This is a genomic window from Rahnella bruchi (assembly GCF_003614975.1).
GTDB classification, from domain to species: domain Bacteria; phylum Pseudomonadota; class Gammaproteobacteria; order Enterobacterales; family Enterobacteriaceae; genus Rahnella; species Rahnella bruchi.
This window is the reverse complement of sequence record NZ_QZWI01000003.1, coordinates 538,827-564,002: the sequence shown is the minus strand read 5'-3', so window position 1 is coordinate 564,002 and position 25,176 is coordinate 538,827. Positions and strand designations below refer to the sequence as shown.

General features: G+C 51.6%; 27 protein-coding genes and 1 tRNA gene. 22 read left to right on the top strand and 6 right to left on the bottom strand.

Going from position 1 to position 25,176, the window contains the following annotated elements; all coding sequences use genetic code 11:
* The first annotated feature begins 168 nt into the window (after nucleotides 1-168).
* From D5398_RS09840 to dkgB, 19 genes are all read left to right on the top strand, one after another.
* Nucleotides 169-245: transfer RNA gene (locus D5398_RS09840), tRNA-Asp, on the top strand.
* Between the two features lie 425 nt (nucleotides 246-670).
* Nucleotides 671-1,396, top strand: coding sequence for a beta-ketoacyl synthase chain length factor (locus D5398_RS09835; protein ID WP_120507429.1), 726 nt, complete (start codon nucleotides 671-673; stop codon nucleotides 1,394-1,396).
* A 26-nt stretch (nucleotides 1,397-1,422) separates the two neighbouring features.
* A complete protein-coding gene (locus tag D5398_RS09830; protein WP_415838518.1) occupies nucleotides 1,423-2,208 on the top strand; it encodes a lysophospholipid acyltransferase family protein in 786 nt (261 codons plus the stop codon).
* Between the two features lie 3 nt (nucleotides 2,209-2,211).
* A complete protein-coding gene (locus tag D5398_RS09825; protein ID WP_120507427.1) occupies nucleotides 2,212-2,469 on the top strand; it encodes a phosphopantetheine-binding protein in 258 nt (85 codons plus the stop codon).
* 10 nt (nucleotides 2,470-2,479) lie between these two features.
* Nucleotides 2,480-2,734, top strand: a complete 255-nt coding sequence (locus D5398_RS09820) for an acyl carrier protein (RefSeq protein WP_120131853.1) — start codon at nucleotides 2,480-2,482, stop codon at nucleotides 2,732-2,734.
* Nucleotides 2,735-2,796: 62 nt separating this feature from the next.
* A complete protein-coding gene (locus D5398_RS09815; protein WP_415838519.1) occupies nucleotides 2,797-3,327 on the top strand; it encodes a COG4648 family protein in 531 nt (176 codons plus the stop codon).
* A complete protein-coding gene (locus D5398_RS09810; protein ID WP_120507425.1) occupies nucleotides 3,297-4,676 on the top strand; it encodes an AMP-binding protein in 1,380 nt (459 codons plus the stop codon). The genes D5398_RS09815 and D5398_RS09810 overlap by 31 nt, the downstream gene beginning before the upstream one ends.
* Nucleotides 4,673-5,017 (top strand): 3-hydroxyacyl-ACP dehydratase FabZ family protein, encoded by a 345-nt coding sequence (locus D5398_RS09805; RefSeq protein ID WP_120507424.1) that lies wholly within the window; start codon nucleotides 4,673-4,675, stop codon nucleotides 5,015-5,017. Before D5398_RS09810 ends, D5398_RS09805 begins: the two co-directional genes overlap by 4 nt.
* The gene (locus D5398_RS09800) at nucleotides 5,008-6,729 is read left to right on the top strand and encodes a glycosyltransferase family 2 protein (protein WP_120507423.1); all 1,722 of its coding nucleotides are present in this window, start codon (nucleotides 5,008-5,010) and stop codon (nucleotides 6,727-6,729) included. The genes D5398_RS09805 and D5398_RS09800 overlap by 10 nt, the downstream gene beginning before the upstream one ends.
* 1 nt (nucleotide 6,730) lies before the next feature.
* Nucleotides 6,731-7,174 (top strand): acyl-CoA thioesterase, encoded by a 444-nt coding sequence (locus tag D5398_RS09795; protein WP_120507422.1) that lies wholly within the window; start codon nucleotides 6,731-6,733, stop codon nucleotides 7,172-7,174.
* A complete protein-coding gene (locus tag D5398_RS09790) occupies nucleotides 7,171-7,776 on the top strand; it encodes a LolA family protein (RefSeq protein WP_120507421.1) in 606 nt (201 codons plus the stop codon). Before D5398_RS09795 ends, D5398_RS09790 begins: the two co-directional genes overlap by 4 nt.
* Nucleotides 7,766-10,072, top strand: a complete 2,307-nt coding sequence (locus D5398_RS09785) for an MMPL family transporter (RefSeq protein WP_120507420.1) — start codon at nucleotides 7,766-7,768, stop codon at nucleotides 10,070-10,072. The genes D5398_RS09790 and D5398_RS09785 overlap by 11 nt, the downstream gene beginning before the upstream one ends.
* Entirely contained in the window at nucleotides 10,069-10,644 is a 576-nt protein-coding gene (locus D5398_RS09780) for a DUF3261 domain-containing protein (protein WP_120507419.1), read from the top strand. The genes D5398_RS09785 and D5398_RS09780 overlap by 4 nt, the downstream gene beginning before the upstream one ends.
* A 1-nt stretch (nucleotide 10,645) precedes the next feature.
* Entirely contained in the window at nucleotides 10,646-11,818 is a 1,173-nt protein-coding gene (locus tag D5398_RS09775; RefSeq protein ID WP_120507418.1) for a beta-ketoacyl-[acyl-carrier-protein] synthase family protein, read from the top strand.
* On the top strand, nucleotides 11,815-12,294 hold the full coding sequence (locus tag D5398_RS09770; RefSeq protein WP_120507417.1) for a hotdog family protein: 480 nt from the start codon (nucleotides 11,815-11,817) through the stop codon (nucleotides 12,292-12,294). The genes D5398_RS09775 and D5398_RS09770 overlap by 4 nt, the downstream gene beginning before the upstream one ends.
* The gene (locus D5398_RS09765; RefSeq protein ID WP_120507416.1) at nucleotides 12,291-13,022 is read left to right on the top strand and encodes a 3-ketoacyl-ACP reductase FabG2; all 732 of its coding nucleotides are present in this window, start codon (nucleotides 12,291-12,293) and stop codon (nucleotides 13,020-13,022) included. Before D5398_RS09770 ends, D5398_RS09765 begins: the two co-directional genes overlap by 4 nt.
* Nucleotides 13,019-14,248 carry a beta-ketoacyl-ACP synthase gene (locus tag D5398_RS09760; RefSeq protein ID WP_120507415.1) on the top strand — a complete coding sequence of 410 codons (1,230 nt, stop codon included), beginning with the start codon at nucleotides 13,019-13,021 and terminating at the stop codon, nucleotides 14,246-14,248. The genes D5398_RS09765 and D5398_RS09760 overlap by 4 nt, the downstream gene beginning before the upstream one ends.
* 21 nt (nucleotides 14,249-14,269) lie before the next feature.
* Nucleotides 14,270-14,938, top strand: coding sequence for a 4'-phosphopantetheinyl transferase superfamily protein (locus D5398_RS09755; RefSeq protein WP_244216737.1), 669 nt, complete (start codon nucleotides 14,270-14,272; stop codon nucleotides 14,936-14,938).
* Nucleotides 14,939-15,051: 113 nt separating this feature from the next.
* On the top strand, nucleotides 15,052-15,855 hold the full coding sequence (gene dkgB / locus D5398_RS09750) for a 2,5-didehydrogluconate reductase DkgB (RefSeq protein ID WP_120507414.1): 804 nt from the start codon (nucleotides 15,052-15,054) through the stop codon (nucleotides 15,853-15,855).
* A gap of 40 nt (nucleotides 15,856-15,895) precedes the next feature.
* Here the strand turns inward: dkgB and yafC are convergent, their stop codons facing one another.
* Complete coding sequence (gene yafC, locus D5398_RS09745; protein WP_120507413.1) at nucleotides 15,896-16,792, bottom strand: DNA-binding transcriptional regulator YafC; 897 nt, start codon at nucleotides 16,790-16,792, stop codon at nucleotides 15,896-15,898.
* 106 nt (nucleotides 16,793-16,898) lie between these two features.
* On the opposite strand from yafC, the gene D5398_RS09740 reads away from it, so the two are divergent.
* Together D5398_RS09740 and D5398_RS09735 are read left to right on the top strand one after the other, a co-directional pair.
* Nucleotides 16,899-18,074, top strand: coding sequence for an MFS transporter (locus D5398_RS09740; RefSeq protein WP_120507412.1), 1,176 nt, complete (start codon nucleotides 16,899-16,901; stop codon nucleotides 18,072-18,074).
* 190 nt (nucleotides 18,075-18,264) lie between these two features.
* Nucleotides 18,265-19,065: an endonuclease/exonuclease/phosphatase family protein gene (locus D5398_RS09735; protein WP_120507411.1), complete on the top strand. Its 801-nt coding sequence runs from the start codon at nucleotides 18,265-18,267 to the stop codon at nucleotides 19,063-19,065.
* Nucleotides 19,066-19,166: 101 nt separating this feature from the next.
* Here D5398_RS09735 and mltD read toward each other — a convergent pair whose 3' ends face one another.
* Nucleotides 19,167-20,552, bottom strand: coding sequence for a murein transglycosylase D (gene mltD / locus D5398_RS09730; RefSeq protein ID WP_120507410.1), 1,386 nt, complete (start codon nucleotides 20,550-20,552; stop codon nucleotides 19,167-19,169).
* 69 nt (nucleotides 20,553-20,621) lie between these two features.
* Nucleotides 20,622-21,377 carry a hydroxyacylglutathione hydrolase gene (gene gloB, locus D5398_RS09725; RefSeq protein ID WP_120507409.1) on the bottom strand — a complete coding sequence of 252 codons (756 nt, stop codon included), beginning with the start codon at nucleotides 21,375-21,377 and terminating at the stop codon, nucleotides 20,622-20,624.
* A gap of 43 nt (nucleotides 21,378-21,420) precedes the next feature.
* Between gloB and D5398_RS09720 the strand changes: the two genes are divergently transcribed.
* Nucleotides 21,421-22,146: a class I SAM-dependent methyltransferase gene (locus D5398_RS09720; RefSeq protein ID WP_120507408.1), complete on the top strand. Its 726-nt coding sequence runs from the start codon at nucleotides 21,421-21,423 to the stop codon at nucleotides 22,144-22,146.
* Between the two features lie 31 nt (nucleotides 22,147-22,177).
* Here D5398_RS09720 and D5398_RS25445 read toward each other — a convergent pair whose 3' ends face one another.
* The 3 genes from D5398_RS25445 to D5398_RS09705 form a co-directional block, all read right to left on the bottom strand.
* The gene (locus D5398_RS25445; protein ID WP_162940744.1) at nucleotides 22,178-22,585 is read right to left on the bottom strand and encodes a hypothetical protein; all 408 of its coding nucleotides are present in this window, start codon (nucleotides 22,583-22,585) and stop codon (nucleotides 22,178-22,180) included.
* Nucleotides 22,586-22,707: 122 nt separating this feature from the next.
* Complete coding sequence (locus D5398_RS09710) at nucleotides 22,708-24,645, bottom strand: methyl-accepting chemotaxis protein (RefSeq protein ID WP_120507406.1); 1,938 nt, start codon at nucleotides 24,643-24,645, stop codon at nucleotides 22,708-22,710.
* Between the two features lie 141 nt (nucleotides 24,646-24,786).
* Nucleotides 24,787-25,173 (bottom strand): helix-turn-helix domain-containing protein, encoded by a 387-nt coding sequence (locus D5398_RS09705; RefSeq protein ID WP_120507405.1) that lies wholly within the window; start codon nucleotides 25,171-25,173, stop codon nucleotides 24,787-24,789.
* Nucleotides 25,174-25,176: the final 3 nt, after the last annotated feature.

Here is a 25,176-nt window from a genome sequence, read left to right as displayed (position 1 = left end):
CAGAAGTGAAACGCCGTAGCGCCGATGGTAGTGTGGGGTCTCCCCATGCGAGAGTAGGGAACTGCCAGGCATCAAATTAGTAAAGAACGTGTTCCTTTTCCCCTGACAAGGAAAATAACAGGAACAAACAGGTATCAGCCGATTGCTGATGCGTGTGAAAGAACCGGTGGAGCGGTAGTTCAGTTGGTTAGAATACCTGCCTGTCACGCAGGGGGTCGCGGGTTCGAGCCCCGTCCGTTCCGCCAATTATTGCATAACCCCTGAATCGAAAGATTCAGGGGTTTTTTGCATCTGATATTTATGAATTTAAAGATCAAACGGCCTTGATAGCGGTATAGTTTACTTTTTAAGTCTCTCATTTTGATATTTAAAACTCCATTTCTCCCTCTGATTAAATAGCCTTAATTTATTCGAAATAATTATTCTTACAAAATAGTAATTGTTATCAGTTATATTGTTTTTTTATTTTATGCAGTTTAATAATTGAAAAATCCTCACCTGGAAAGTAATTTGTTTATATTCGGATAACTAAATGAAGTCACGATATAAATTATTGTGGGATCTTAAGCGAAATCTATAGTTCATGGTAATATGCAGACAAATTACAGATGCAACTTCCAATAAAATATCATAAAGTCTTATTTCGGATAATTTGCAAAGATCACTCATCATGAAATTCACACTGGATATGCTTGACTGGCGGGCTCTCGCTCCGGGAGTTAATAGCTGCGAACACTGGATCCAGTGGGCCAGCCAGCCTGATGCAGATAAATTTTCAGGTGAAATCCTTAAAAGTGCGCAAATTCCTATGATGACCGCACGTCGTATGAGTATCGGAAGTCGTTTTGCTGTGGATATCGGTCTTTCATTGCTCGAAAAGCATAACGTTGATGCGGCCATTTTTACCAGTCGTCACGGCGAGCTCGAAAAAACAGGGCGGATTTTGCATAATTTGGCAAATGAAGAACCTGTTTCACCGACTGAGTTTTCGATGTCAGTACATAATACTGCGGCGGGGTGGTTAACGATTACCGGCAAGAATCCCCTGCCAGTGACTTCATTAGCGGCGGGGTATGACAGTTTTCAGCAGGGAATACTGGAAGCACAATCAATGTTATCAGCAGGCGCTTCCCGTATTATGCTGATTGATTTCGACGGGCAGATACCTCCGATATATAATGAATCGATAAATTCTGAGTTTCTCCCTTATGCTGTGGCAATAATATTAACAGCTGGCAATACTCTGCAGTGTGAGCGCGTTTCAATGCCTGATGAACATCGGGTGTTACCTCTTGCGCAGAGTCTTCAATTCCTGCGCGGCTATCTTTCAACTATTCCGGTATTTGATGTAAGTGCGGGTAATCGTCATAGCTGGCAATGGTCGCGTAACTTGTGATGGGAGAATCTGGACTGAACAATGAGATGTCTTCTCTGCCGAACCGTATCTGGCGGTGGCTGGCGACCGGATTCTTTTTCGCACTTTTCGGAATTGGCGGACTGTTGCTTTCGCTAATCTGGTTTAATCTGTTGCGGCTCGTCATACGCCAGCCTGACAGATTGCATCGAATGACACTGAATAGTATCCGAAGCAGCTTTCGTTTTTTTCTTGGCGGATTACGTCTGGTGGGCGTGATGGATTACAGGTTTACAGGTGATGAAAAGTTTCAGCAGGATACAGGCTGTCTCATCGTCGCGAACCATCCCAGCTTACTTGACTATGTCATCCTTGCATCACAAATGCCGCGTTGTGATTGCATTGTCAAACAGGCTTTGCTGAAGAATCCGTTTCTGAGTGGCGTGATTAAAGCCGCCGGATATCTGGTTAACTCGGGGTCGGATGCGCTGCTACAGGCATGTGAAACCCGCCTGAAAGCGGGGGGGACGTTGCTGGTCTTTCCGGAAGGCACGCGTACAGTGCCCGGTGAGCCGATGACATTACAGCGCGGTGCCGCAAACATTGCGCTGAGAGCAAATTGTGATGTAAGAATTGTTCATATTACCTGTCAGCCACCTATGCTGACTAAACGGGGAAAATGGTATCAAATTCCCCCGGTAAAACCTCAGTTTGTTATTACTGTTGCCGATAAGGTAAAGGCTGAAGACTTTCTCAATGAAAGTGATCTTTCACCGGCTCTGGCTGCAAGACGTCTGACACAGCATTTGCGCACTGAGCTGATGCGTGGAAATACTCAAGATAATGAGAAATAAGTCATGGATTCATTAAGTAACGACATTAAAGCCCTTATCATCAAGACGCTTAATCTGGAAGGTATGACACCAGATGAGATAGAGACTCAGGCACCGCTTTTTGGGGACGGCTTGGGGCTGGATTCTATCGATGCTCTTGAGCTGGGCCTGGCGTTGAAAAAGCAATACGGTGTGATCCTTTCGGCTGAAAATCAGGAAATGCGCGAACATTTCTATTCTGTTGAAAGTCTTGCCAGATTTATATCAGTACAGCGTGATTAAAGAGATTCCTATGCAGAAGCAAGAAATTTACCAGCAAATTAGCGCGTTATTAATCAAGCTATTTGAAATTGATGAAAGTGATATCAGTCCGCAAGCGAAGCTTTATGAGGATCTGGAATTAGACAGCATTGATGCTGTTGATTTGGTTGTTCATTTGCAAAAGACGACGGGCAGAAAGATTAAACCTGAAATGTTCAAATCTGTAAGAACAGTTCAGGATATTGTTGATGCGATTGATGAATTGCTTAACACGCCCGAGTCCTGATTTTTGTGAATAAGCCCCGGCATTTATCTTTCCCTCTGCTGGCAAAAATTGCCCGGTGGGCAATGCCGGTGGCGGTGATTGCTTATCCGATAGCCGTCTGGTGTGGATTAAAAAATTGGGGAACAGGCGTTCTGGCGCCAATGCTTATCGCCGTATTTATTCTGCGGTTACTGACTTTTCGCGGGAAATTATCCCAGCTTACCTTTTTTGGAAAAGCGATTGCCATCGTGGGGATTGTGCTGGTGGCAACCAGCGTTTTGCTGCGCGAAACGTCGATGCTGCTGTATTACCCGGTCGCGGTAAATGCTTTATTGCTGGGCGTGTTTTTCAGCTCGCTGTCTGCCCGGCAATCTCTGGTTGAGCGACTTGCCCGTCTGAGCGAACCGGAATTGCCGCCACGGGGCGTTATTTATACACGTCGGGTTACTCAGGTCTGGTGCGTTTTCTTTTTCTGTAATGGATTGATGGCCTTATATACCTGCCTGAAAGGCGATACGGATTTATGGGCTCTTTATAACGGCGGGATCAGTTATCTGCTGATTGGCTTATTAATGGGTATTGAATGGATAGTCAGAAAGCGTCTGCGTCAGTGACAACCCTGCCGATGTGCAAATGGCTGAGCACGGAAAGAGCTGAGGATCATCTCATCGCCTGGAGTGAAGACCGGGAATGGCGGCAACATGAGTTTCGCCGCGATGTGTTATCCCTTATTGCCAGCCTCAGTGCGACCTCCCATTCCCGCTGGGCATTATGCCTGGAAGATAACTACTCATTTGCCGTCGCGCTGCTGGCTGTGATTTACAGTGGAAAGATGCCGGTTCTGCCCGGTCATTTTCGTCCAGCCGTATTATCTGAACAACGAAATGAATTTGATGCGCTGATTACCGATCTCCCTTTGTCACCTGATTGTCCGGTGCTGCGTTTTCCTTTCGCACGGCAGGCAATGCAGACGGTTTTGCCGCAATGGCCGCAAGATGCTTCAGTCGTCCTGTTTACTTCCGGTTCGACGGGTAAACCGCAAAAAATCGTTAAACCGGTTTCCTGTCTGGAACGTGAAAGCCAGTGGCTCAGCGCGCTCCGGGGAGCGGAATTTACTGACGCGCGTTTTGTCGCCACCGTTGCCCCCCATCATATGTATGGCCTGAGTTTCGCTTTTATATTGCCGCTGTCGCTGGGGCTGCCGTTTGCAAACACCTGCGTGAAATATCATGAGCAGCTACAGTCTCTGGCTGCCGCGCATTCTCTGGTCTTCATCAGCAGCCCGGCATTTCTTGAAAGGCTGGATCCGGCGCTGAATATGAAAAAACTCCGCCATGTTTTTTCTGCCGGCGGACCGCTGAAGAATGCCGCCGCCCGGTTAGTAGAACGTACCTGTGGTGATTTGCCGACGGAAATTTATGGCACGACCGAGACGGGTATTATCGCTTTTCGCCGGCAACATCAACCCGATGAGGTCTGGACGCTTTTTGGTGATATCACATTTTCGCCCCGTCCGGATGGCAATACTTCTCTGGTTTCGCCGCTGATCTCACCTTCCGGCAGTTTCACGCTCAGCGATGACATAAGAATGTTCCCCTCCGATCCGCGCCATTTTGAGTTGCTGGGTCGCAAAGATCGGATTGTGAAAATCGCGGAGCAACGTGTTTCCCTGACTGAGATTGAGCAACGCTTATGTCAGTTGGATTTTCTGTCGGAAGCCAGTGTGCTGACTGTTGAAAAACGCGGCAGGGTTTATGTGGCTGCTGTACTGGTGTTAAGCCGCAGCGGAGAACAATTTTTGGATTCGCAAGGTCAGGCGGCGCTGCTGGAAAACCTCCGGCAGACGCTGCGCAGCTGGATATCTCCTGTCGCGCTGCCGCGATACTGGCGCATAGTTCCGGTGATCCCCCTTAACCAGCAAGGCAAACGCTCGGCTGCTGAAATACAGGAAATGTTTTTATGATTATGCCTGACGTGCTAAATCAGCAACTCAATGGCGAAAACAGCCTGCTTCTTACGCTCACATTGCCTGCCGGTTTATTCTGGTTTGAAGGCCATTTCCCGTCTTCGCCAATCCTTCCTGGCGTGACGCAGGTGAACTGGGTCATGATCTACGCAGAAGAGATCCTGGGGATGAATAACGCGTTTGCCGGAATGGAAGTGGTGAAATTCCAGCGACCTCTATTACCTGAAGAAACGGTGGATTTGCAGATCGACTGGCTGGAAGAAAAACACCGGCTGGTATTTCGTTACATCGTGGGTGATACCGTCGCCAGTAGTGGAAAAATCACATTATGTCCATGATGCCGCCAGATACTTTTTCTCCCTGCCTGATTATTCCCTGTTACAACCACGGGCCGATGATGGCTGGTGTTCTGGAAAGCCTCCTGCCATCCGGTCTGCCCTGTATTGTGGTGGACGATGGCAGTGACGCGCAAACGGCTGATGAGTTACAACGACTGGCCTGTGTGACGCCCTGGATGAGCCTGGCGCGTCTTCCGGCAAATCAGGGGAAAGGTGCAGCGGTGATAGCGGCGCTGCGACTGGCCGCCGAAAAAGGCTTCACTCACGCGCTACAGGTAGATGCCGACGGTCAGCATCAGCTTTCCGACGTCCCGGCGATGCTGGCGGAAGCAAAACGCTACCCGGATTGTCTGATATCGGGTCAGCCGATTTACGATGAAAGCGTGCCCAAATCGCGCCTCTATGGTCGCTATATCACGCATTTCTGGGTATGGGTCGAAACCCTGTCATTCGCATTAAAGGACAGCATGTGCGGTTTTCGCGTTTATCCGCTTAAGCCTTGCCTGCAACTGATGGAGAAAAAGACGCTGGGTTTGCGGATGGATTTCGATACGGAAATCATGGTGCGTCTTTACTGGCAGGGCACGCGCAGCCGCTTCCTGCCTACGCGGGTCACTTATCCCGAAGACGGCCTTTCGCATTTCGATGCCGTGAAAGACAATGTAAAAATTTCGTGGATGCATACCCGGCTGTTTTTTGGCATGTTATCGCGCATTCCTTATTTGCTGCGTCAGCGTAAAAACAGGCCTGAACACTGGTCCGCAACGCAGGAACGCAAAGGATTATGGGGCATTCGCCTGATGCTGGCGGTTTACCGGACGCTGGGCTATCGGGCTTTTCGCCTGCTACTTTATCCGGTAATCACCTATTTCTGGCTGACCGGGCGTACACAGCGCAATGCCTCTGCGGACTGGCTTGAGCGTGTCCGTATCACCGCCGCAGAACGCGATATTTCCCTGCCTTATCCGCTGAGCACGTTCCGCCATTTCATGCGTTTCGGTGAATCAATGCTGAGTAAACTGGCGAGCTGGCAGGGCGATAAAACCCTGACCGATGCGGTGCTGGTGAATCCCGAAATTTGCGAATCGCATATTGCCTCTGGCCGCGGAACGTTGATCCTCGCCTCGCATCTGGGCGATATCGAATCCTGCCGGGCGATTGGCGCGCTCAATCACCGCGTGACTGTCAACGCGTTGGTATTTACCGAACACGCCGAGCGGTTCAATCAGGTGATGAAAGAAATTAATCCGCAGGCGGTGGTTAACCTGATTCAGGTGAGCCAGATGGGCCCTGAGACAGCCATCTTATTGCAGGAAAAATTGGATGCCGGTGAATGGGTGGCGATTGTCGGCGACCGGACGTCAGCCAGCCAGCATCAGCGTGGCGAACATTCCCGCGTCATTTGCAGCGAGTTTCTGGGCAAGCCCGCCGCCTTCCCGCAGGGGCCTTTTATCCTTGCCGCGGCGCTTCGTGCGCCGGTGATGCTGATGTTTGGCATCATGCAGCAACAGCAGTTGCATATTTACTGCGAATCTTTTGCCGATCCGCTGATCCTGCCACGTGCCAATCGTCTGCCCGCGCTTCAGGCCGCCGTCGATCACTATGCCGCACGGCTTGAACATTACAGCCTGCTGGCACCGCACGACTGGTTCAATTTTTATGATTTCTGGCAGCATCCCGCGGATGTCGCCCCTGACAGGAAACCTGACTGATATGACTTCCAAACTTGACCCGCGTTTTAACGATCCGCGATTTTCTACCCGCGTTGAAATTACGGTGCCTTTTCATGATGCCGACGCGATGGGCGTAGTCTGGCACGGCAATTATTTCCGTTATCTGGAAGTTGCGCGCGAGCAGTTACTTAAGCAATTTGATTACGGCTACCGTCAGATGGAAGCGTCGGGTTATGTCTGGCCAATAGTCGATACCCGCCTGAAATATATCGCGCCGGTGCTCTTTGAGCAGCGTATTGCGGTTCATGCTCAGCTTGAGGAAATCGAGAATCGTCTGCGCATCGGCTATCAGATTTACGATATCGAAACCGGTAAACGCACGACAACAGGTTATACATTGCAGGTCGCGGTGGACGCCGTTACGAAAGAAATGTGTTTTGTCTCGCCGCAGGTACTTTTTGATAAAACAGGAGTCAGCCTGTGAAAGCCTTTCTGCTCCTTGTTATGACCATTTTCAGCGTAAGCGCACACGCGGTCACGCTGGAAGAATTGCAACTGCGCTTCAGCCAGGTGCCAGTGTTGCGTGCTGATTTTTCTCAGCAAAGAACTATCAGCGGGATGGCGCAACCGCTCAATTCCAGCGGGAACCTGCTGATTGCGCAGCAGCAGGGGCTATGGTGGCAACAGGAAAAACCGTTCAGTCTGACCTTATTGCTGACCGAAAAACGCATGGTGCAAATCATGGCAGGTCAGGAACCGCAGGTGGTGACGGCGGAAAATAACCCGCAGATGTTCCAGTTTAACTCCCTGCTGAGCGCGCTGTTCCACGCAGACCGCAAGGTGCTGGAAGAAAACTTCTCTCTCAATTTTACCGATCTGGGCAATGGCGCATGGAAACTCATCCTGACGCCGAAAGTGTCGCCGCTGAACCGTCTGTTCCGCAGTATCACGCTCAATGGCGAAACCTTCCTGAACAATATCGATATTGACGATATGCAGGGGGATGCTACACACATTCGTTTCTTCAATCAGAAAACGACGCCAGCCACGCTGACCGATGCCGAGAAACGCCATTTTGCATCCTGATCTTCACAGAAAACTGGCGCAAAGCTGGCTGCTGATTATCGCGCTGCTGGTGGCGGCACTGTTCTGGTTACTGCCGCGCAGTCAGATTAACAGCAGCGTGCTGGCGCTTTTGCCTGAGCAGCAGACGGCGGATATTCCGCAGGCGTTTTCTGACGGATTTACCCAACGGCTGGACAGGCAACTGATGTGGCTGGTCAGCCCGCCGCCGGGTGCCGGAGTCCGGCCCGCTGATGACTGGCTCAGACAACTGCAAACTTTGCCGGAACTGAGTCAGGTCGCCGGACCGATGGATGCGCAGCGTCAGCAGGAGTGGGGCACTTTCTTTTTCCTGCATCGCAATGCATTGCTCGATGACGCGACCCGCCAGCGTCTGAAATCAGGTGCTGAAACGCAAAGTCAGTGGATCCTTGGCCAGGTTTACTCGGCATTTGCAGGTGTCAGCGGTAAAGAACTGGCAAATGATCCATTGCTGCTGGTGCGTGCTTCTCAAATGGCTCAGCAGCAGAACAGCGCCGGTATGACCCTGGATCAGGGCTGGCTGATGGCCCGTGATAAAAACGGTCGTAATTGGTATCTGCTGCACGGTGAACTGAAAGCGTCATCGTATGACATCACCTCCGCGAAACAGACGGTGGCGGCGCTCAGTGCAGTGAAGCAGGCCTTTGAAACACGCTGGCCGGGGGCAAAAGTTCTCGAGCGCGGGACGATTTTCTACAGTCATTATGCCAGCCAGCAGGCGCAGCACGACCTGTCCACCATTGGCGTCGCATCGGTCATTGGCGTGTTTGCGCTGATCTTACTGATGTTCCGTTCGGTCCTGCCGTTGCTGCTCAGTCTGCTTTCTATCGCTATCGGCGCGCTGTCGGGCACCGTTTTTACCCTGTGGGTGTTTGGCGAAATTCACGTGATGACGCTGGTGCTGAGTACCAGCATTGTCGGCATTTCCGCCGATTATACGCTGTATTTCCTGACTGAACGGCGAGTACACGGTGAGGTTAATTCCCCGCTGGAAAGCCTGAAAAAACTGTTCCCCGCCTTATCTGTGGCGCTGCTGACCACTGTGGCTGCCTATCTGATGTTGCTGATTTCGCCGTTCCCCGGCCTGCAACAGCTGGCTGTTTTTGCCGCTGCCGGGCTGAGCGCCGCCTGTATCACCGTGATGTGCTGGTATCCGTATTTGTCGAAGCGTTTGCCGGTCGGACCGACACCGGGGCTGGCGATTATCATGCGCTGGTTGCTGGCGTGGCGCAGTCGCAAGGCTGTGCGCATTGGCTTGCCATTACTGATTTTAGTGCTGGTGTTGACCGGAATATCGCGGCTGAAGATCAACGACGACATCGCCGATCTGCAATCCCTTCCGGCGGATCTTCAGCAGCAGGAGCAGCAGATAGCCGCGCTCACCGGACAGACGAACGACCAGAAATGGCTGGTGGTGTATGGCGATAACGCCGAGCAGACACTGCAACGTCTGGAAGCCCTGCGGCCAAAGCTGGTGCAAATTAAAGATAAAGGGGTGATTGACGGTTTCCGTGCGCTCAGCCTGCCTTCACAGGCACAACAGCAGCGCGACTTATTACTGCTCCGCCAGCGCGCCCCGCAAATTATTGCGCAGTTACAACAGGCGGGAGTGACGGTGACAACACCCGATCTCAGTGCGCAAACGGTTGATGTGCCGCAGTGGCTTAACAGCGTGGTCAGCGAGGGCTGGCGTTTGTTGTGGCTGTCACTGCCGGACGGGCGCAGCGCGACGTTGATTCCGGTAAATGGTGTTCATGATAGCGCAGCGATGGCGGCGCTGGCGGCTGTCACACCGGGAACCGGCTGGATTGACCGCAAAACAGAATTCAGCAGCCTGTTCTCGCAGTACCGTGTTTATCTGACATATCTGCTGGCGCTGGCTGTGGCGGTTATAGCGGCTATTTATCTCTGGCGTTTTCGCCTGCCGCACGGGCTGATTTGTCTCGTTCCTACACTGCTTTCACTCGGAATGGGCGTCGCAGCGCTGGGCTTCAGCGGTCACAATCTTAATCTTTTCTCCCTGCTGGCGCTGATCCTGGTGCTGGGAATTGGCATCAATTACACCCTGTTTTTCACTAATCCGCGCGGCACGCCGACGACGTCAATGTTTGCCATTTTCATGGCAGTGGTGACGACATTACTGACGTTCGGCATGCTGGTGTTCAGCTCGACACAGGCGATCAGTAGTTTCGGTATCGTACTGAGCGCCGGTATCTTAACCGCCTTCCTGCTGTCGCCACTGACCTTGCCGGCTAAAAAAAGAGGACGCAAAAAATGACCCGAATGATGTGGCCGGTGCTGGCGCTTCTGATCTTAATGCTTGGCGGTTGTGCGACAAATTCGCCTTCAGGTACTGAGCCCCATGCCTGGCTGAAACGCGGCGTGCAGGTGAAACTCCCCGCACCCGTTCTGGAAAAACCGGTCAGCCAGCAACAGCTACTGACGGCCACCGTCAACGGCAAACAGCAGTCATTGCTGGTGCTGCTCAATGCTGATGGCAAATCGCTGCAACTGGCCGGATTGTCCCCGCTGGGGATCCGTCTGTTCAAAGTGGTCTACGATCAAACGGGGATCCACACCGAGCAGGCGATAAAAATTGAGGGTTTACCTCCAGCAAATCAGGTTCTGGCCGATATTATGTTGAGCTACTGGCCGGTTCAGAGCTGGCAACCGTTGTTGCCAACGGGCTGGACGTTCGATGAGCAACCGCTTCGCCGGACATTACTGGATAACGAGGGCCATGCCGTCACCCGCATTGATTATGTCGCGCAGGGCGCCACGCGTCAGCCCATTTCGATTACTCAGATGGCGTTTCACTACCAGATAACTATCCAGAATGTCGGTGACTAACATGATCTACTTTTCGGCCGTGGGCATGGTTAACGCGCTGGGAAACAACAATGCGCAAATCGCCGCCAGCCTGAAGTCGGGCATGGCGCCAGGTATGACCGTGCAAAAAGGCTGGCTGACAGAGGACAGGCCGGTGTGGCTCGGCAGCGTTACCGGCGAACTGCCTGCGATCCCGGCGGACTTATCAGCGCATCGCAGCCGCAATAATCAGCTGTTAATGGCCGCGCTGGCGCAAATTGAAGCGCCGGTGAACAATGCTGTCGCCCGTTATGGCAAAGATCGGGTGGCGATCGTGATGGGTACCAGCACCTCTGGCATCGCTGAAGGTGAGGATGCGGTGCGCCATCTTCAGCAGCATGGCAAATTCCCTGCGGGATACGACTATCAGCAGCAGGAACTGGGCGACCCTTCGCAGTTTATGGCGCAACTGCTGGATCTGAGCGGGCCCGCCTATACTTTATCGACAGCGTGTTCTTCCAGCGCGAAAGCGATTATCAGCGGAAAACGCCTGATTGAATCCGGACTGGCTGATGCCGCGCTGGTTGGTGGTGCCGACAGTTTGTGCCGGATGCCGGTGAACGGCTTTAACAGCCTGGAATCTTATTCCCGCGGACATTGCACGCCGTTTGGCCAAAACCGCGACGGGATTAATATCGGTGAGGCATCAGCGCTGATTTTGCTGACTCGCGAACCGGCTGATATTGGCCTGCTTGGTGCCGGTGAATCATCGGATGCCTGGCATATGTCTGCGCCGCATCCTGAAGGACTGGGGGCAGAACGTGCTATCAACATGGCGTTAGAGCAGGCCGGTCTTCGCCCCGATGATGTGGGCTACATCAATGCGCACGGCACTGCCACACCGCTCAATGATCAGGTCGAAGCCGCTGTAATACACAGGCTGTTTGGCAACCGTACCCCGTGCAGTTCTACCAAACATCTCACCGGTCATACGCTGGGCGCGGCGGGTGCAACAGAAGCCGCGCTGAGCTGGCTTATTCTGACGCACAATATTGCATTGCCACGACAGGATTTCAGCGTCACGCCGCGGGACAGCAGCCTGCCGGAAATCCGTCTGGTGGAAACCACCGAAATGGCGGGAAAGCCGGTCATTTTATCCAACTCTTTTGCCTTTGGCGGCAATAACGCCAGTCTGGTGATCGGGAGACCGTCATGAAGACGTTAAACGCGGCAGATTACTTACCGCATGAATCGCCGATGGTATTGCTGGAAAGCGTCATCGACGTGGCAGAAGAAACGGCGTTGTGCAGCGTCGTCGTATCAGAAAAGAGTGTGCTGGCGCCCTTCCTCAATGCCCGTGGTGCGTTGCCCGCGTGGTACGCCATTGAACTCATCGCGCAAACTATTGGCGTGTGGAGTGGCTGGCACGGTGCGCAGAGCGGAGCATCGCCGCAGGTGGGCATGCTGCTGGGCGGCAGGGCGATAAAATGCAGCATGCCGGAATTTGCGGCAGGCAGCGAATTACTGATAAGTGTTGCAATGGTATTACGTGATGAAAAACTCGCGAGTTTTGAAGGTGTTATCTGCATTAAACGAGAACAAGACAACCTTCAGGTTGCACACGGAAGGCTGAATACGTATCAGCCAGACAAGGATGAACTCATTAAATTGACACAGGGGAAACAGGAATGACGCGTTCGGTATTAGTGACCGGTGCCAGTAAGGGGATCGGCAAAGCCATTGCCTGCCGGCTGGCTGGTGACGGATTTTTGGTAGTCATTCACTACCACAGCGATAAGACGGGTGCAGATAACACCCTGCAACAGATTACGGAAAATGGCGGCAGCGGACGCATTGTGCAGTTCGATATCAGCAATCGCCAGCAGTGCCGCGAAGTGATCGAAGCCGACATCGAAACGCATGGCGCGTATTACGGTGTGATCAATAACGCCGGGATCACCCGCGACGGGGCGTTTCCGGCGCTGACTGACGAAGACTGGGATGGCGTGATCCATACCAATCTCGACAGCTTCTACAATGTTTTACACCCCTGCGTGATGCCGATGATCGGCCTGCGTCAGGGCGGGCGAATTATCGCGCTGTCTTCGGTTTCCGGCATTACGGGCAACCGCGGTCAGGTCAATTACAGTGCAGCAAAAGCCGGGGTTATCGGTGCCTGCAAGGCGTTATCGCTGGAGCTGGCGAAACGCAAAATCACCGTCAACTGCATTGCGCCGGGGCTGATTGATACCGGTATGCTCGACATGGAACAACCCGCGCTGGATGCCGCGATGAGCATGATCCCGCTTAAACGTATGGGGCGTGCCGAAGAAGTCGCCGGACTGGCGAGCTATCTGATGTCGGATATTGCGGGTTACGTGACCCGTCAGGTGATCTCCATTAACGGAGGCATGGTATGACCGTGCGCGTAGTGATTACCGGCATGAAAGGCGTTACCGCGTTCGGCAACCACTGGGACGAGGTTTCTGCGCGTTTGCAACAGGGTAAAAATGCCGTTCGTCATATGGATGAGTGGCTGATTTATCAGGGGTTGAACACCCATCTGGGTGCGCCGGTGGATGATTTTGTTTTGCCTGCACACTACACCCGCAAGCGCATCCGCTCGATGGGGCGCGTTTCCCTGCTTTCGACACGCGCGGTGGAACTGGCGCTGGAACAAGCCGGTTTGCTTGACGATTCGGTTCTGACGGATGGCGAAACCGGCATTGCCTTCGGTTCATCGACCGGCAGCACCGGACCGGTGAGCGAGTTCGCCACCATGCTGACCGAAAAACACACGAATAACATCACGGGCACAACCTACGTGCAGATGATGCCGCACACCACGGCGGTGAACGCCGGTCTGTTCTTCGGGCTGAAGGGGCGCGTTATTCCGACGTCCAGCGCCTGTACGTCAGGCAGTCAGGCGATCGGTTATGCCTATGAAGCGATCAGACACGGCTATCAGACTGTGATGGTGGCTGGCGGTGCGGAAGAACTTTGTCCGTCAGAAGCGGCGGTTTTTGACACGCTGTTTGCCACCAGCCAGCAGAATGATCACCCGGAACTTTCTCCGCGACCGTTCGATACACAGCGTGATGGTCTGGTCATTGGCGAAGGAGCAGGGGCGCTTATTCTTGAATCGCTCGAACACGCACAGGCGCGTGGCGCGAAAATTTACGCAGAAATCGTCGGATTTGCCACTAATTGCGATGCGGCGCATATCACCCAGCCACAGCAATCGACGATGCAGATTTGTATCGAAAAAGCGCTGAAAAATGCGGGTATCCCTTCTTCTGAAATCGGGTACATCAGCGCGCATGGCACGGCGACTGAGCGCGGCGATATTGCAGAAAGTCATGCCACTTCCGCAGTGTTTGGTAATCAGACGCCGATCTCGTCGCTGAAAAGTTATTTCGGCCATACGCTCGGGGCCTGTGGCGCGCTGGAAGCCTGGATGTCGCTGGAAATGATGCGTGAAGACCGGTTTGTGCCGACCATCAACCTGACGCAGCCGGATACGCTTTGCGGCGAGCTGGACTACATCATGGGTGAATCGCGCCATATTCAGACGGAATTTATTCAGTCGAATAACTTTGCGTTCGGCGGCATCAATACCTCTTTAGTATTCCGCCGCTGGCCTTAAATGATGAACTCTGCATGTCTCATGACTGCGTCGCTGGATGACCATTTTTCGTTATCCCGTTTGCCCGCAGAAATGATCGCTAAAAGTGCAGGAATGAATCCTGCCCGCCGCCAGCAATGGCGTGCGGGCAGGGTGCTGCTGGCCGAAGCGCTGGCCGTTTTCTGCGGCTGCGAGACATTGCCGGAACTACAGATTTCGGCGCAGGGAAAACCCTTTTTTGTCGATGCTTCCCTGCCGCATTTCTCTCTCAGTCACAGTAAAAATCACCTGCAACTGCTGTTATGCCTGGCTGGAGAAGCCGGAGGTGACGTGGAGCAAATACGACCGCGCGCGCGTTATCCTGACGTGGCGCGTGGCGCGTTCAGTGATACCGAGTTTCAGTGGCTGATGAAACAGTCCGAACCGCAAATGGCATTCTGGCAGCTGTGGTGTCTGCGCGAGGCGTGGCTAAAACAGCAGGGCGGCAGCGTATGGCAGATGGACAAGATCTGTCTCGATCCGGCTTTAAAGACTTTTACGTCTGAACCAGCAACGGATTCTTGTTTATGGTATTTAGCCGATGGATCTGTGATGCGTGCGCTGGCAATGCCTGCCGGTGTTTCAGAACCTGAAGAATATGCTTTTAACGCGGCATCGGGCGATTTTGTCCCGCAGGCCTCCCGGCAATGGTCACCATTTTCCTGCCGCTGATTATTGCGCTGAAATCAAAAGTCTTCTGGCAAAACGGTCGTTTTTATCCATGAACGCGCAGTTCATACTCTCTCCAAGATTTATCACCCTGAAAAATTAAAAGAGAGAACACTATGAGCATTCCTGCATTCGGTCTGGGAACATTTCGCCTGAAAGATGACGTCGTCAAAGCGTCCGTCGCCACCGCTGTAGAACTGGGTTATCGCGCCATTGATACCGCACAGATTTATGATAATGAAGCTGCCGTCGGCGATGCACTGGCTGAAAGCGGCGTCGCGCGTGAAGAACTCTATATCACCACCAAACTCTGGATTGAAAACCTGGCCGCTGACAAAGTGATCGACAGCCTGAAAGAGAGTCTGCGTAAACTGAAAACGGATTATGTCGATCTGACGCTGATCCACTGGCCTTCACCGAATCAGGCCGTCAGCGTGGCAGAAACGATGCACGCTCTGGTTGAAGCGAAGAAAATGGGCCTGACCCGTGAAATCGGTATTTCCAACTTTACCGTCGCGCTGATGCAGGAAGCCATCGACGCAGTGGGCGCGGATCAGATTGCGACCAATCAGATCGAACTGTCGCCGTTCCTGCAAAACCAGACCGTAGTCGATTTTGCCCGTCAGAACGGCATTGCCGTGACGTCGTACATGACGCTGGCCTATGGCGAAGCGCTGAAAGATGCGACGATTATTGAGATTGCGGCACGCCATAACGCCACGCCTGCGCAGGTAGTTCTGGCCTGGGCCTTGCAGCTGGGCTACGCGGTGATCCCGTCATCGACCAAACGCGAAAACCTGCAAAGTAACCTGCTGGCGCCACAACTGACGCTGACAGATGCAGATATGCAGCAGATTGCCGCGCTGGAACGCAATGGCCGTCTGGTCAGCCCTGAAGGTCTGGCGCCAGACTGGGATTGATCCCTGAACACCTCCCCTTCGCAGGGGAGGAAACAAAGATTTAAACCCCACGCGCGCGAAGCTTTTCACTCAGAAAATCGATAAAACACCGGATCCGCGTGCTGACCGTCTGATCGCTGTAATACACCGCGTGCAACGGCATGGCGATACGCATGATGTCCGGCACCAGCAGTTTTACCAAATCTCCCCGCGCAACATCCTCATCGGTCATGAAATCCGACAGACAGGCAATACCGTTACCCTGCAAACACAGCCTGCGCAGCGTTTCACCACTCCCGGAACTGATAAACGGCGTGACCGTCAGTTGCTGACCATCAGCGCACAGCAACGGCCATTTGTTCAGCGCCATTACTTCGTTAAAGCCCAGACAGCGGTGTTTCAGCAGATCATCGGCGCTTTGCGGCGTTCCCCATTTTTTCAGGTAATCTGGCGACGCCAGCACGCTGCGGTAGCTCAGCATCAGTTTGCGTGCCCGCAGGCTGGAATCATCCAACTCCCCGACGCGGATTGCCACATCGACTTTATGGTCGATGAGATTGATGTTGCTCTCCGAAGAAAACAGCGCGAGCGACATCTTCGGGAAGCGCTCCGTAAATTCAGCTACCAGTGGCGAAATAATATGCAAAATGACCGGCGTTGCCGCGTCGATGCGCAACATTCCCTGCGGATCGTCACGGTTTTCCAGCAAATCGTCTTCCGCTGCGGCCATTTCATGCAGGATTTTTTGCACCCTTACGAAATAGCGCTCACCCTCGTGCGTCAGGCTGATCTGTCGCGTGGTGCGGTTGAGCAGGGTAATGCCGAGTTTTTGCTCCAGCCGTTTCAGCGTACGGCTGACCACAGAATTATCCTGCCCCAGCTGTTCTGCCGCGCGGCTGAAACTGCCGCTTTCTACCACGGTGACAAAGGTAATCAACTCTTCAGAACTGGCTCGCATTGTTGTTACTCCAGCATAAATAAATTGATACTTTGGTTATTTCTGTCATTTAAGCACAAGCAGATAATAGCCGCTATCAAATCGATATTCATGTGGAGTAAAGGTTATGCCGCTTGCACTATTAGCACTGACCATCAGTGCGTTCGCTATAGGTACAACAGAGTTTGTTATCGTCGGCCTTGTGCCGACCATCGCGCAGCAATTGGGCGTTTCTGTTCCGTCCGCCGGTTTGCTGGTGTCCATCTACGCCCTCGGCGTGGCGATTGGCGCACCGGTTCTGACCGCGCTGACAGGCCGTGTGCCGCGTAAAGCGCTGCTGATTGGCCTGATGGTGCTGTTCACGCTGGGCAACCTGCTGGCGTGGCAGTCACCGAATTACAGTACGCTGGTGATGGCGCGTCTGCTGACCGGTCTGGCGCATGGCGTGTTCTTCTCGATTGGCTCAACTATTGCCACCAGCCTGGTATCGAAAGAAAAAGCCGCTTCGGCGATTGCGCTGATGTTTGGCGGTCTGACCGTTGCACTGGTCACCGGCGTGCCGCTCGGAACATTTATCGGTCAGCATTTTGGCTGGCGCGAAACCTTCCTTGCGGTGTCGTTGATTGGTGTTATCGCCATCATTGCCAGCGCAGTTCTGGTACCGAATAACATCAAAAACAAACCGGCAGCGCGCATTTCTGATCAGGTCAAAGTATTGATGAATCCGCGTCTCTTACTGATTTACGCGATTACTGCATTGGGCTACGGCGGCGTATTCACCACATTCACGTTCCTTGCTCCGATGATGCAGGAACAGGCCGGTTTTTCAGCCAGCATGGTGAGCTGGATCCTGCTGGCGTACGGCGTATCGGTCGCAATTGGTAATATCTGGGGCGGTAAACTGGCTGACCGTCACGGTGCAGTAAAAGCACTGACGATTATTTTTGCCGCACTCGCCGCGCTGTTGCTGATTTTCCAGTTCACCTCTGGCTTTGGTATTCCGGCGTTAATTACGCTGCTGGTGATGGGAGTTTTCGCCTTCGGCAACGTACCGGGATTGCAGGTTTACGTGGTGCAGAAAGCTGAGGAAGTGACGCCAAATGCCGTTGATGTGGCATCGGGCCTGAACATTGCGGCCTTTAACGTCGGTATCGCTTTAGGTTCTGTGATTGGCGGGCAGGTGGTTTCTACGATTGGCCTGGCGCAAACGCCGTGGATTGGCGCGGTGATCGTCGCCGGTGCGCTGCTGCTTATCCGTCTGAGCGGGCATCTGGATCGTAAAATGAAACCCGCCATGGTCTGATTTGCAGTCTGTACTTTCTTCACGGCTCGCTTCGGCGGGCCGTTTTCGTTTTTGTGCTAGCCTGTAGATGTGAGCGGGTTGTATACCAATGTAAACAGATTTGGCCTGAGAGCCTGCGGGCGTATACTGAACTTTCGCTGTGGGAATCTCTCTCATATAGCAACGATATAACGGGTAACAGGCGATTAGCGTGCGGAAAAAAACATATGCAATGAGGTATGTCGCAGGTCAGCCCGCTGAGCAAATCTTTCCGGGTGCCCTCGCACATTTAGGGCCGGATTTGCCGCCGGGTGCTGCGCTACCCAATTCGAATATTTTGCGCGTCATGGTGTGGAATATCTTTAAACAGCAGCGGGCTGACTGGTTGTCAGTTCTGCGCGATTACGGCAAAGATGCGCAGCTGGTGTTACTTCAGGAAGCGCAGACAACGCCTGAACTGATCCGTTTTGCCACATCCAATTATCTGGCTGCCGATCAGGTACCGGCGTTTATGCTGCCTCAGCACCCCTCTGGCGTGATGACACTCTCTGCGGCGCATCCGGTTTATTGTTGCCCGCTGCGTGAGCGTGAGCCGCTTTTGAGGCTGTCTAAATCGGCATTAGTCACCGTCTATCCGCTTCTGGATGGTCGTTTGCTGATGGTGGTGAACATCCACGCCGTCAATTTCAGTATTGGCATCGACGTCTACAGCAAGCAGCTCGACCCGATTGGTGAGCAGATTGCCAACCACAAAGGCCCGGTAATTATGGCGGGGGATTTCAATGCCTGGAGCAAACAGCGTATCAACGCGCTGTATGGCTTTGCAGGGAATATTCAGCTGGAAGAAGTGCGTTTTCCTTCTGATTTCCGTAAGCGGGCGTTTGGCCGACCGCTGGACTTCATCTTCTACCGCGACCTGAGCGTCACCAGTGCCTCGGTCATGGAGACGCGAGCCTCCGATCATAACCCGCTGCGGGTGGAGTTTATGGCCGGACAACCGCTGGCGCTGTAGCGCTTTTTTTGCTGACCGAAAGAACGGCGGTCAAAAACGCAGGCATAAAAAAAGCACCCGGAATATTCAGGGTGCTTTTTTATTGCCGGTACAAATCAGAATCAGGTATCAGGACTCATTTTGTTGCTGACGTACAACGTTAACTTGTTGCCCGGCTGCAGGTTGTCGGCATTCGTGTTCCAGCGCATCACATCTTTGATGTTTACGCCGTGACGCTTGGCAATGCTCGACAATGAATCGCCTTTACGTACCTGATAGGTGATGCTGCCACCATTGGCACTGGTATCGCTGACGCTGTTATCCGCCACTTGCAGGGTTTGCCCAACTTTTAACGCGCCTGCTGAGCGCAAATTGTTCCAACGCTGTAAATCACGGGTCTTCACATTCAGTCGGGCTGCAATACCAGACAGGCTGTCGCCGGAGCGAACCTTGTACTGTTTTGCACCAGACGGACTGTTGCTGGCCAGTTTGGTTTCCTGTACTGCGGCAATATCGCCATCAGCCAGTGAATCTTTAAACTGGTCGGCATGCGCCTTCGGCAGAACGATGTAATGCGGGCCATTCGGCGCGGTTACATTTTTCTTGTAGCCAGTGTTAAACGACTTGAGCTTGGTCAGGGACATGCCCGCCATCTCTGCCGCCTGGGTCAGCTGCATCTGCTGTCCGACTTCAACACGCGCCAGAGCACGGTCTTCACTCGGTTTCGGCAGGCTGATACCGTATTTCTTACTGTGCTTGAGAATGTCGCTCAGGGCTAACATCTTCGGCACATAAATCGATGTTTCACGTGGAAGCGACAGCGCCCAGAAGTCAGTCGGACGACCTTTAGCTTTGTTCGCTTTCACCGCTTGCATTACGCGGCCTTCACCACTGTTATACGCAGCAACGGTCAGTAACCAGTCACCACCAAACATTTTGTTCAGGCGTTGCATCATATCAAGCGCAGCAGTTGTCGAAGCCACAACATCGCGGCGACCGTCATACCACTGGTTTTGTTTCAAACCATAGTTTCGACCCGTTTGAGGCACAATCTGCCATAACCCCGCAGCGTTAGCTGATGAGGTTGCTTTAGGATCAAAAGCGCTCTCCACTATGGGTAGCAGTACCAGTTCCATCGGCATATTACGTTTCTTAATCTGCTCGGTGATCCAGTACATGTACGGCTCTGCCCGTAATGTTACATCGTGGAGATAGCTCTTATTCTTTAAATATTTAACTCTTTGTTCGCGGATCCGGGAATTTTCCGGAACCTTCATCTTCAGCTCGTCGCCTATGAAGTTCCACAAATTTTGTTGGGAGACGGTGTCGTTTCCATCCAACCATCCCCCAGAGGCCGCCCGGCCATCATCTGTGTACTGTCCTGCTTCACTTTGACTTGCTGAAGACAAACTCTGTGCATGTTGTTCCGGTACCTTCACGCCCTGCCTGGACGCCTGGCAACCTGTGAGCAACATGGAGGCGATTATTAGGATCGCATTTGCCTTCATGTGTGTGTCATAGTTGCTTAAAAGACGAGCGATAATACTTTGCTTCGAAAAAAAACACAACCTTTGGGGCTAGAAGCTATCCTTGAGTGCCCTTAAATGGGCAAAAACATGCCAGTCAGGCTTTAAGGGATCGTTAAGGTTTAATTTGTTTTGTAAATCAACATCATCGCAACGTAAAAAGAGGTTAATTTTACGCTCAAGACCGAGGGTTGAAGGCAGGGAAGATTGTCCCTTTTCACGCATTTGTTGCACTTCGTGCTCATGAGAATGGATATCGTCATCCTCCGGTAAAATAGTCCGCGCAAACTTAAGATTTGAGAGAGTGTACTCGTGTGCGGCGCAGACTAAAGTTTCATCAGGCAGGGCTGCTAAGCGTTGAAACGACTGATACATTTGCTCAGGCGTCCCTTCGAACAAACGACCGCATCCGGCGGAAAACATCGTGTCTCCGCAGAAAAGATAAGGCGCGCTATAGTATGAAATATGACCAAGAGTATGTCCGGGCGTAGCAAAGATCTGCCATTCCAGACCGCCAATTACCAATTTATCGCCGTTTTTAAGACTAATCTGACTAAATTTGTTCTCAGTTTCGTGAGGTCCATACACTTTCAGACCCGGAAAATGGCTGCAAATCTCATCAACACCGCCAACGTGGTCGTGATGATGATGGGTCAGAAGGATGGCAGTCGGGGTCAAACTGGCTTTTTTCAGCGCGGCTAAAACTGGCGCAGCTTCACCCGGATCGACAATCAGGCATTGCCCCTGCTGATCATCGAGCAACCAAATGTAATTGTCCTGCAAGGCAGGAATACTGATAAGATTCATGACAACCTCTCTTTGGCAACTGCTTGAAAGAAGATAACAAACTATGCGACCAGCCCGCGCCCGTAAGAAAATAGTTGCACCGGCTTCATGGGAAGATATCCCCTGCGGCGACTACTACCGTGCCGCGCTTGAGCAACAACTGCAACCCTGGTGGGGCAAACTTTACGGGTTTCACCTGCTAAAAATCGGCGCATTAAGTGCCGAAATCGATGCCAGCGCGTGTCCGATTTCCCATCAGGTGAACTTCGCACCGGAAGGTGAGGGGCTGCATGTTCATGGCGACCCTTACTATTTACCGTTTGCAGCAAAATCTGTGGATGCCTGCCTGCTCAGTCATACGCTGGCTTACGCCGATGACCCGCACCGCATACTGCGTGAAGTGGACCGTGTGCTGATTGATGATGGCTGGATGGTGCTCAGCAGCTTTAATCCGCTCAGTCTGTTAGGCATCGGGAAACTGATGCCCGTGTTTCGCAAACGACAGCCTTACAGCAGCCGTTTGTTCACCCAAATGCGTCTGCTCGACTGGCTGTCATTGCTCAATTATGAAGTGATGGTCCACCGGCGTTTTCATGTTCTGCCCTGGAAAAAGAATGGCGGAAAATTACTGAGTACGCATTTACCTGCGCTGGGTTGCATGACGCTGATTATTGCCCGTAAAAGAACTTTCCCGCTGACACCGACCGCGAAAAAAGTCCTCTCACAGAAACAAAAAATACCGCAAGCCGTAGGGGCGACGAAAAGTTACCGGAAAAAATATCGGGGTTAGATGACGGTTCGTCCTTACCATGAATCGAATTTTAGCGCTGGCGTTTATGGCTGTTATACATTTTATTTATCGCAGCAAAATCCATGAAACACACAGAAAGAAACTTATCTGTTTCTTCAGCTAAAGAGCAACCTGTCAGTTTTTTATATCGAAATTTTGCGGATAAAATCCAGAGTTCGATGGCTGCTGGCGTCGGTTCCTCGGCAAGAACACACAGCCAGTACAGGGAATCCTTTTCCAGCATTGTGACCGGTTTTGGCCCGCGGCAACACCACCACATAGGTTCCAAAATCTTATTATAGAGATTGTCACTTATTTCCTGCCACAATTGCTCTCTTCCCCTCGGGGGTGGGAAATGAGCTCGCCAGACACAGCTCTGACGGGTAAGCAATGCAATAAGTAATGCCCTTGCAGACACTGAAGCGGGTTGTTCTATCATAAAATTGTTACACGTCAGGAAAGAATGAAGGGGGGCTGACTAAATATGAAAACATCGAGGTGCGCGATGTTTTCATCAGACAGGTCTCAGAATTTAAGTGAGGATGTTTCTATCCTTTTACATCAAAAACTGGTCCATTCCTTATCAACTGCTGCAGGGCCAACTTTTCTGGCTGGTGCCCCGGAATGCAATGCGAAGCTGACAACCGGCATGCGCTGCTGCTCTGTTTCATTGAGCTTAAAGACGGAAACCCTTTTCTCCAGTTGTTGCGCCTGAGCTTCGAGTGAGCTGGCAGCTGCAGAGGATTCTTCCACCAGCGCGGCATTTTGCTGAGTGGTGGTATCCATTTCTGTCATTGCTCCGGCAATTTGGGAAATACCGCGACTCTGTTCATCTGTTGCTATTGCGATCTCTTTCATAATGTCACGCACCTGACTCACTGAGGTCACAATATCATCCATCGCCACGCCAGCGTTTTCCACCAGGCTACATCCGCTATCGACAAAACCCGCTGATTCTTTGATAAGGGCTTCAATTTCCCTGGACGACTGTGAACTGCGTTGTGCCAGATTGCGTACCTCAACGGCGACGACCGCGAAGCCTTTTCCTTGCTCTCCTGCGTGGGCCGCTTCAACGGCTGCATTTAACGCCAGAATATTGGTCTGAAATGCAATGCTATTAATCACAGAAATTATCTCGGAGATACGCTGTGAGCTGTTTCGAACATTCTCCATAGTTTTGATAACCTGATGAGAAATCAGGCTGCCATGAGCCGCTTTCTCAGCTGCACGTTCAGAGAGCTCCCGTGCGCAATTGGCATTGTTGGCGTTTTGCTCCACGGTAGATGTCAGTTCTTCCATACTGGCCGCCGTCTCTACAACTGCCGCTGACTGTTGTTCAGTGCGGGATGACAGATCAATATTACCTGCCGCAATTTCGGCAGATGAGCGGGCGACGCTGTCCACGCTTTCACGTACATCGACGATGATCTCTTTCAGATTGTGATTCATTACCGCAACGGCCTGCATCAGTAAACCTGGCTCATCGCGACGCTGGCTGGTCAGCGTGCTGGTGAGATCCCCTTTTGCAATTTTTTCAGCCATTACCAAAGTTTTACTCAAAGGGCGGGTGATAGAAATAGTGATCAGATAGGCCAGCAGTATGCCAAAAACTGTGCCCAGCAAAAGTACGGTGACCATGATGCTTTGTGAGGTAATAATGGCGGCCGCAGCAATATTTTTTTGCAGGATAAACAGCTTAGAAATAGCATTTGTCAGTTCATTTGCACGTACGGTGAGGCGCGTCGAAGCGGCGTCCTGCTCTGTCCAGGCGGAAAGATATGGCGGCATATTCGTCAGAAAACTTTGCATCTCATTGATACTTTGGCGGATCCAGAGCTGGTGGTCTTCGGGGAGCTGTGGTAGCAATTGTTGAGCCTGCAGGATGCCCGTATTGATCCGATTCAATAAATCCTTTTCTGCCTGGACCGTAGGTTGCTCCTGATAATCACTCATCATGGAGTCGATATCATTAAATATAAAGGCGAGCTGCGTCGTTTTGACCGCGATATCACTGCTTAATGTGGGATTACGACCTAAGTTATCGGCTTTTATCGAGGCATTATAAATATCTTTGGAGTTAATTAGATTGGCTGCCTGCGTTTTATTCTCCAGTGCTTTAAGGAACGGTGCTGTATCTGCCAGATAATTTTTAACGGCGTCGTCAACCTGATTGAGATCTAGCATTCCTTGAGCAGACCAGGAAAATTCTCTGAGCTCAGTGACAATTGAGGCCAGTTTATGCACCGCCGCCGTGTTTTGTTTCAGATATTGGGCATTATGCGTATATTGATAATTTGTTCTGTTGAGATTTGCTGTTTCAAGTGCATTATTTAATTCAACGGATAAAGAACCCTTTTGTGACTTGTCACTGACATTGTTGAAACCATAGATTCCTGATAAAAAAACAATGAAAATAATCGTCATCATTACTGAAAATACCAGGGTGAGCTTTTTACTGACTTTTAAGTTTTCAAAGTAGCGTGTGATATTCATATTCATAGGGGTGTCCAGTTTCGTTTGACGGTCATTTTCAGGTCTTTGTACTTACAATATAAACTTCTGCTTCAGTGCGATGTTTGTGAAATAAGTTTTCTGTTCAGAAGTTTATACTCATTCTGAATTATTATTACAGGTGACATCTTAATTTTTCCGGGTGTAAATTGGTTTGATGTCAGGGTATTTTATAAAGTAGCCTCTGCCTTTTGAGTTTAAAATAAAGTTGTCAGGCAAGCCTAATAAAGTCAGCTTCCTGTTGAGTTCTTTTAATATTTGCCATAAGCGCTGCGTTGAAGGAGTCAGATTATTTTCCTCCCACAAAATTTTCAGGACTTCATCCTTAGGTATTTCTCTGTCACGCGCATGTAGCAGTAAATATAAAAAGAAATGCAACATGGTGTCATTGAGAAAAACAGTGGCAAAGGTTATGTCCTTCTCGAAACTTGAAGAAGGGAGCCGGTATAGCCTCTGCTTCTCAAAGTCGAAATGAATCTCCTTACCTATAAGGAAACCGCATAATTGGTAGTTCATTTA

What these genes read in the sequence shown, in the direction of transcription:
- D5398_RS09835 (WP_120507429.1), top strand. Translation starts at nt 671, where the DNA reads ATGAAATTCACACTGGATATGCTTGACTGGCGGGCTCTCGCTCCGGGA.
- mltD (WP_120507410.1), bottom strand. Translation starts at nt 20,552, where the DNA reads ATGAAGGCAAATGCGATCCTAATAATCGCCTCCATGTTGCTCACAGGT.
- D5398_RS09705 (WP_120507405.1), bottom strand. Translation starts at nt 25,173, where the DNA reads ATGAACTACCAATTATGCGGTTTCCTTATAGGTAAGGAGATTCATTTC.
- D5398_RS09710 (WP_120507406.1), bottom strand. Translation starts at nt 24,645, where the DNA reads ATGAATATGAATATCACACGCTACTTTGAAAACTTAAAAGTCAGTAAA.
- D5398_RS09815 (WP_415838519.1), top strand. Translation starts at nt 2,797, where the DNA reads ATGCCGGTGGCGGTGATTGCTTATCCGATAGCCGTCTGGTGTGGATTA.
- D5398_RS09755 (WP_244216737.1), top strand. Translation starts at nt 14,270, where the DNA reads ATGACTGCGTCGCTGGATGACCATTTTTCGTTATCCCGTTTGCCCGCA.
- D5398_RS09795 (WP_120507422.1), top strand. Translation starts at nt 6,731, where the DNA reads ATGACTTCCAAACTTGACCCGCGTTTTAACGATCCGCGATTTTCTACC.
- D5398_RS09830 (WP_415838518.1), top strand. Translation starts at nt 1,423, where the DNA reads ATGTCTTCTCTGCCGAACCGTATCTGGCGGTGGCTGGCGACCGGATTC.
- D5398_RS09770 (WP_120507417.1), top strand. Translation starts at nt 11,815, where the DNA reads ATGAAGACGTTAAACGCGGCAGATTACTTACCGCATGAATCGCCGATG.
- dkgB (WP_120507414.1), top strand. Translation starts at nt 15,052, where the DNA reads ATGAGCATTCCTGCATTCGGTCTGGGAACATTTCGCCTGAAAGATGAC.
- D5398_RS09775 (WP_120507418.1), top strand. Translation starts at nt 10,646, where the DNA reads ATGATCTACTTTTCGGCCGTGGGCATGGTTAACGCGCTGGGAAACAAC.
- D5398_RS09765 (WP_120507416.1), top strand. Translation starts at nt 12,291, where the DNA reads ATGACGCGTTCGGTATTAGTGACCGGTGCCAGTAAGGGGATCGGCAAA.
- D5398_RS25445 (WP_162940744.1), bottom strand. Translation starts at nt 22,585, where the DNA reads ATGATAGAACAACCCGCTTCAGTGTCTGCAAGGGCATTACTTATTGCA.
- D5398_RS09740 (WP_120507412.1), top strand. Translation starts at nt 16,899, where the DNA reads ATGCCGCTTGCACTATTAGCACTGACCATCAGTGCGTTCGCTATAGGT.
- gloB (WP_120507409.1), bottom strand. Translation starts at nt 21,377, where the DNA reads ATGAATCTTATCAGTATTCCTGCCTTGCAGGACAATTACATTTGGTTG.
- D5398_RS09780 (WP_120507419.1), top strand. Translation starts at nt 10,069, where the DNA reads ATGACCCGAATGATGTGGCCGGTGCTGGCGCTTCTGATCTTAATGCTT.
- D5398_RS09720 (WP_120507408.1), top strand. Translation starts at nt 21,421, where the DNA reads ATGCGACCAGCCCGCGCCCGTAAGAAAATAGTTGCACCGGCTTCATGG.
- D5398_RS09760 (WP_120507415.1), top strand. Translation starts at nt 13,019, where the DNA reads ATGACCGTGCGCGTAGTGATTACCGGCATGAAAGGCGTTACCGCGTTC.
- D5398_RS09810 (WP_120507425.1), top strand. Translation starts at nt 3,297, where the DNA reads ATGGATAGTCAGAAAGCGTCTGCGTCAGTGACAACCCTGCCGATGTGC.
- D5398_RS09825 (WP_120507427.1), top strand. Translation starts at nt 2,212, where the DNA reads ATGGATTCATTAAGTAACGACATTAAAGCCCTTATCATCAAGACGCTT.
- D5398_RS09820 (WP_120131853.1), top strand. Translation starts at nt 2,480, where the DNA reads ATGCAGAAGCAAGAAATTTACCAGCAAATTAGCGCGTTATTAATCAAG.
- D5398_RS09800 (WP_120507423.1), top strand. Translation starts at nt 5,008, where the DNA reads ATGTCCATGATGCCGCCAGATACTTTTTCTCCCTGCCTGATTATTCCC.
- D5398_RS09805 (WP_120507424.1), top strand. Translation starts at nt 4,673, where the DNA reads ATGATTATGCCTGACGTGCTAAATCAGCAACTCAATGGCGAAAACAGC.
- yafC (WP_120507413.1), bottom strand. Translation starts at nt 16,792, where the DNA reads ATGCGAGCCAGTTCTGAAGAGTTGATTACCTTTGTCACCGTGGTAGAA.